The 5817-nt window shown below is 66.7% G+C and carries 6 protein-coding genes; 4 read left to right on the top strand and 2 right to left on the bottom strand.

All coding sequences use genetic code 11. The features are described from left to right. Nucleotides 1–597: S-adenosylmethionine synthetase N-terminal domain-containing protein (locus ACR2JA_RS17830; RefSeq protein WP_434010411.1), on the bottom strand; the 597-nt coding region annotated here is incomplete at its 3' end. Between the two features lie 195 nt (nt 598–792). Between ACR2JA_RS17830 and ACR2JA_RS17825 the strand changes: the two genes are divergently transcribed. After that, the gene (locus ACR2JA_RS17825; RefSeq protein ID WP_434010410.1) at nt 793–1665 is read left to right on the top strand and encodes a lysophospholipid acyltransferase family protein; all 873 of its coding nucleotides are present in this window, start codon (nt 793–795) and stop codon (nt 1663–1665) included. Further along, complete coding sequence (locus ACR2JA_RS17820) at nt 1662–2588, top strand: lipid A biosynthesis acyltransferase (protein WP_434010409.1); 927 nt, start codon at nt 1662–1664, stop codon at nt 2586–2588. Before ACR2JA_RS17825 ends, ACR2JA_RS17820 begins: the two co-directional genes overlap by 4 nt. Before the next feature lie 2 nt (nt 2589–2590). Here ACR2JA_RS17820 and yihA read toward each other — a convergent pair whose 3' ends face one another. Then, complete coding sequence (gene yihA / locus ACR2JA_RS17815) at nt 2591–3334, bottom strand: ribosome biogenesis GTP-binding protein YihA/YsxC (protein WP_434010408.1); 744 nt, start codon at nt 3332–3334, stop codon at nt 2591–2593. Nucleotides 3335–3434: 100 nt separating this feature from the next. Between yihA and ACR2JA_RS17810 the strand changes: the two genes are divergently transcribed. Then, entirely contained in the window at nt 3435–4049 is a 615-nt protein-coding gene (locus ACR2JA_RS17810; protein WP_434010407.1) for a c-type cytochrome, read from the top strand. Nucleotides 4050–4221: 172 nt separating this feature from the next. Next, a partial coding sequence (locus ACR2JA_RS17805; protein WP_434010406.1) for a cytochrome c biogenesis protein ResB occupies nt 4222–5817 on the top strand: 1596 nt, incomplete at its 3' end.

The raw sequence follows: 5817 nt of genomic DNA, 5'->3' as shown, positions 1-5817 counted from the left end.
CTCGCTCTGATCGGGGCTGTGCTGGGTGGACAGCACCACGGTGTCGATGCTGTGCGGCTTGCCGTCCACGTAGCGCATGGTCACCTGACTCTTGGCGTCCGGGCGCAGGAAGGGCAGACGTCCGTCCTTGCGCAGCTGGGCCTGGCGCTCGACCAGGCGGTGCGCGTAGTGAATGGGGGCGGGCATCAGCTCGGGCGTCTCGTCGCAGGCGTAGCCGAACATCAGGCCCTGGTCGCCTGCGCCGGTGTTCAGGTGGTCGTCGCTCGCGTGGTCCACGCCCTGGGCGATGTCGTTGCTCTGTTTGTCGTACGCCACCAGCACGGCGCAACCCTTGTAGTCGATGCCGTACTCGGTGTTGTCGTAGCCGATGCGCTTGACCGTGTCGCGCGCGACCTGGATGGAGTCCACGTGCGCGTTGGTCGTGATTTCACCGGCCAGCACGACCAGACCGGTGTTGGTCAGGGTTTCGGCGGCCACGCGGCTGCGCGGGTCCTGGGTGAAGATCGCGTCGAGGATGGCGTCCGAAATCTGGTCGGCGACCTTGTCGGGGTGGCCTTCGGAAACGGACTCGGAAGTGACGAGGAAGTCGTTCGCCATGTAGATAAACTCCAAGTTGGTGGATCGGCGTTGCCGGTCTCTGGAGTTCGGCGAACGCTTTAGCGGCATTTGTGAATCGCCCCGCAATTAGTTCATTAACTCGGCGATGGGCGGATTTTAGACCAGCCGCCGCCCCAGGCGCCCGCCGAACAGTCCCGTTTTCCCCCCGCAGATCGACCCGTTGATCCCCGACAAGTGACGTCTTTCGTCCATTTCATCTTCCGCAGCCTCTCGGTCCTGCCGTTGTCGCTGCTGCATGCGCTGGGCTGGGGGCTGGGCTGGCTGAGCTTCTTGCTTTCCCCGCGCTACCGCCGCCGCCTGCTGGCCCATGCGAAGCTGGCCGGCCTGCCGGTCGGCACCGCCCTGGCCTCGGTCGGCGAAGCCGGCAAGCTGGTGGCGGAGCTGCCCCGCCTGTGGCTGGGCCGCCCGGTGGTGGCGGGCTGGGAGGGTGCTGCGCACATCGAGGCCGCGCAGGCGCAAGGCCGAGGCGTGCTCTTCCTCACCCCGCACCTGGGCTGTTTCGAGATCACCGCCCAGGCCTACGCCCTGCGTTTCGGCGTGCGCCAGCCCATGACGGTGCTGTTCCGCCCCGCGCGTCAGCCCTGGCTGCGCGATCTGGTGGCCGGCGCGCGCCAGCGGCCCGGCCTGCAGACGGCGCCGACCACGCTGGCCGGTGTCAAGCAACTCATCAAGGCGCTCAAGGCCGGCGAGGTGGTGGGCCTGTTGCCCGACCAGGTGCCGCCGGACGGGCAGGGCGTCTGGGCGCCGTTTTTCGGGCGCGACGCGTACACCATGACGCTCTCGGCCCGCCTGGCCCATGCCGCCGGCGCCCAGGTGCTGCTGGCCTGGGGCGAGCGCCTGCGCTGGGGTCGGGGCTTTCTGGTGCACGTGCGTCCTTACAACGAAGCCGCGTGGGGGCCCCTGTCCACCGACGCCGCGACCGCCGCCCGGCAGATCAACCAGGCGATGGAGCAGCTGGTGCTTGAGTGCCCGCGCCAGTACCTCTGGTCCTACAACCGCTACAAGTCCCCTGCTGCGCACCGCGTTGCAGCCGACACCCGGCCATGACGCTGTCTGCCCGCCTCAAATCGCTGCGCAAGCCCCTGGCCGACCGTTGGGGCAACGCCCTGGGCCTGGGGCTGATGCGCGTGCTCGCACGGGCGCCGCTGCCGCTGGTGCGGGCCCTGGGCTGGGTGTTTGGCCGCACGCTGCACGCGGTGGCCGGTCGGCGCCGGCGCATCGCCCGCACCAACTGGGCGCTGTGTTTTCCCGACCTGCCCGAAGCGCAGCGCCACGCCGCGGTGCGCCAGCACTTCGTGCGTTTTGCCCAGGCCTGGCTGGACCGCAGCTGGCTCTGGCACGGCGCACCCGAGACCGTGAACCGCCGCCTGCGCCTGAGTGGCGAGGTCGCGGCCCTGGCGGGTGACACCCCGACGGTGTTCTTTGCGCCGCACTTCGTGGGGCTGGACGCGGGCTGGACCGCGCTGACCTCGCAGCTGGAGCGGCGCTTTTGCACCATTTACGCCGAGCAGCTCAACCAGTCGGTGGACCGCTGGATCCTGGCGGGCCGACAACGCTTCGGGCAGGCGCACATCGTGCCGCGCCGGCAGGGGCTCAAGCCGCTGGTGGCGGCCCTGCGCGCCGGCGAGCCGCTGTACCTGCTGCCCGACATGGACTACGGCGCTGCCGACTCGGTGTTCGTGCCGTTCTACGGCGTGCCGGCGGCCACCATCACCTCGCTCTCACGCTTCGCGCGGCTGGCACGGGCGCAGGTCGTGCCGGTCATCAGCCGGCTCACGCCGCAGGGTTATGAGGTCGTGGTCCTGCCGCGCTGGGAGGGTTACCCGACCGACGACCCGGTGGCCGACACCGCGCGCATGAACGCACTGCTGCAGGACATGATCGCGACCATGCCCGAGCAGTATTTCTGGGTGCACAAGCGTTTCAAGACCCGACCGCCCGGCCAGGCCAAGCTTTACGGCGACGACTGAGGTCAGTCGAGCGCTTCGGGTTCCGCCTCATCGGCAGCGGCGTCGGGCGCCTCGTGGGTCCACTGCCACAGCAGCTGGGCCACTTCGTCCAGCCCCTGCTTTTTCAGCGCCGAAAACAGCCGGGCCTCACCGCCACCGCACTGCAGCCGGGCGATGGACAGGGCCTTCTGCGCCTCGGCGTGGGTCAGTTTGTCGGCCTTGGTCAACAGGATCAGGAACTTCAGCCCTTCCTGCACCCGCGGGCGGATCACGTCCAGCAGGGCTTCGTCCAGTTCGGTCAGGCCCAGGCGCGGGTCACACAGCAGCACCACGCCCTTGAGATTTTCGCGTGTGACCAGGTAGTTGGCCATCACGCGCTGCCAGCGGATCTTGGCCTCTTGTGGCACGGCGGCGTAGCCGTAGCCCGGGAGATCGGCCAGCACCGCGTCGGTCTCGCCCTGTTTGCCCAGCGAAAAGAGGTTGATGCTCTGGGTGCGCCCCGGTGTCTTGGATGCGAACGCCAGTCGCTTTTGTTGCGTCAGCGTGTTGATGGAGGTGGACTTGCCCGCGTTGGAGCGGCCCACAAAAGCGATTTCCGGTACGTCGAGCGCGGGCAGGTGTTCGAGCTGCGGGGCCGTTGTCAGGAAGCGCGCCGTGTGCAGCCACCCGTGCAGACGCTTGAGCTCCTGTGCATGGGCGGCGTCCGTGCCGGTGGAGCGGGAAGGGCGTTGGGATGCGGCTGAGGCGGGCTTGTGGTGGTGGGTCATTTGGGGTGGGTCCGGTGGGGCATTGTAAAATCGATCGGTTCCAGCTCAGAAACCCGCACACATCTTCAAACCGATGCGTCGCCCACGACGCCGCCCCGACATGAAACTGCCCGTCTCTCTGCTCTTCGCGGCCTGTGCCGCTGTGCTGTCTTTCAACGCGCACGCCCAGGCGGCCAAGCCCGATCTGGCCAAGGGTGCCGCGACTTTCGGTCAGGTCTGTGTGGCCTGCCACGCCGCCGATGGCAACTCGACCATCAACGAAAACCCCAAGCTGGCCCAGCAGCACCCGGAATACCTCGTCAAGCAGCTGCAGGAATTCAAGTCCGGCAAGCGCGACAACGCCATCATGAAGGGCTTCGCCTCGGCACTGTCCGACGAAGACATGCGCAACGTCGCTTTCTGGCTGGCCAGCCAGAAGGCTGCGCCTGGCTTTGCGCAGAACAAGGACACCGTCCGTCTGGGCGAGCGCATCTACCGCGGCGGCATCGCCGACCGTCAGATCGCGGCCTGCGCGGGCTGCCACAGCCCCAACGGTGCTGGCATCCCGGCCCAATACCCCCGTCTGGCCGGTCAGCACGCGGTCTACACCGAAGCCCAGCTCAAGGCGTTCCGCGATGGCGTTCGCCACAACAACGCCCAGATGGCGGGTGTGGCCGCCAAGATGAACGACCGTGAAATCAAGGCCGTGGCGGACTACATCGCTGGTCTTCGCTGAACGTGAGGGCTTTGTCCCCGGTGATTTCGGGGATATAAGCTGTCAATAATATTTGACGTCACAATGCGGGTTTGCGACAACGCTTTGCATTGAACCGTCAGGCTTTTCAAGCATCACAACAGGGCGTGTTCTGGCTACCAGACCCGCCCTGTTTGTTTTTTCCGGCGCATTCATGACCGTTTCCACCCAAGGCCTGCAAGTTCAAACCCGCTCCCGCATTTTTGGCGAGCTGGTGGAGCTGGTGTCTTCCATGCGGTTCGCCATCGCGCTGCTGACGGTGATCTGCATCGCTTCGGTGATCGGCACCGTGGTCAAGCAGCACGAGCCGCTGAACAACTACGTCAACCAGTTCGGCCCGTTCTGGGCCGACGTGTTTGGCAGCGCCCAGATCTACACGGTGTACAGCGCCTGGTGGTTCCTGCTGATCCTGGCTTTTCTGGTGACCAGCACCAGCCTGTGCATCGCCCGAAACACACCCAAGATCCTGGCCGACTTCAAGGCCTACAAAGAAAACATCCGCGAACAAAGTCTCAAGGCCTTCCCGAACCGTGCGGAGGGCCTGCTGGCCGAAGGGCCCGAAGCCGCGGCCCACCGCATCGGCCAGACGCTGCTGGGCGCGGGCTGGAAGGTCAAGCTGCAGTCGCGCCAGAGCGCGGCCGGCACGGGCTGGATGGTGGCGGCCAAGGCCGGCGCGGCCAACAAGGTGGGTTACTTGGCGGCGCACAGCGCCATCGTGCTCGTGTGCATCGGTGGCTTGCTGGACGGCGACCTGATCGTGCGTGCGCAGATGTGGTTCAACGGCAAGACGTCCTACAACGGGGGCGGCCTGATCGCCGATGTCAAGCCCGAACACCGCCTCTCGCCCCAGAACCCGACCTTCCGCGGCAACCTGCTGGTGACCGAGGGCACCGTCGCCAGCACCGCGATCCTGGCCCAGTCCGACGGCGTGCTGCTGCAGGACCTGCCGTTCTCGGTGGAACTCAAGAAGTTCATCGTCGAGTACTACGAGACCGGCATGCCCAAGCTGTTCGCCAGCGACATCGTGATCCACGACCACGAGACCGGCGAGAAAAAAGAGGCCCGGGTCGAGGTCAACCACCCCGCCAGCCACCGGGGCATCAATATTTACCAGTCCAGCTTCGACGATGGCGGCTCGCGGGTGAACCTGCAGGCGGTGCCCATCAACGGGCCGACCAAACCCTTCGAGATCTCCGGCACCATCGGCGGCTCCACCGCATTGTCCAACGGCGACCAGAAGCTCACGCTGGAGTACACCGGGCTGCGCGTGATCAACGTCGAGAACATGGGCGGTGCGCCCGGCAACGGCGGGACCGATGTGCGTGCGGTGGATTTGCGCTCCTCCATCGAAAGCCAGCTCGGCGCCGGCCACAAGACCAACGGCGTCAAAAAGCTGCACAACGTGGGCCCGAGCTTCAGCTACAAGCTGCGCGACTCGGCCGGACAGGCCGTGGAATACAACAACTACATGCTGCCGATGGACATCGAAGGGGCACGCTCGTACCTCTTCGGCATGCGCGAGACCCCGTCAGAGCCCTTCCGTTACCTGCGCGTGCCAGCCGACGATCAGGACAGCCTGGACGAATTCGTGCGCCTGCGCGCGGCGCTGGCCGATCCGCTGGCCCGCGAGCAAGCCATCCGCCGGTACGCGGTCAACGCTGTGGAAGGCGGCAAGCCTGGGCTGGCCGAGGCGCTGCAGCAGTCGGCCAACCGCGCGCTGGGCCTGTTTGCCGGCGCCGAGACCATCGAG

It is taken from the genome of Hydrogenophaga sp., assembly GCF_051007235.1.
Taxonomy (GTDB): Bacteria; Pseudomonadota; Gammaproteobacteria; order Burkholderiales; family Burkholderiaceae_C; genus Hydrogenophaga.
The sequence above is the reverse complement of the archived record's forward strand: the minus strand, read 5'-3'. Positions and strand labels throughout refer to the sequence as shown.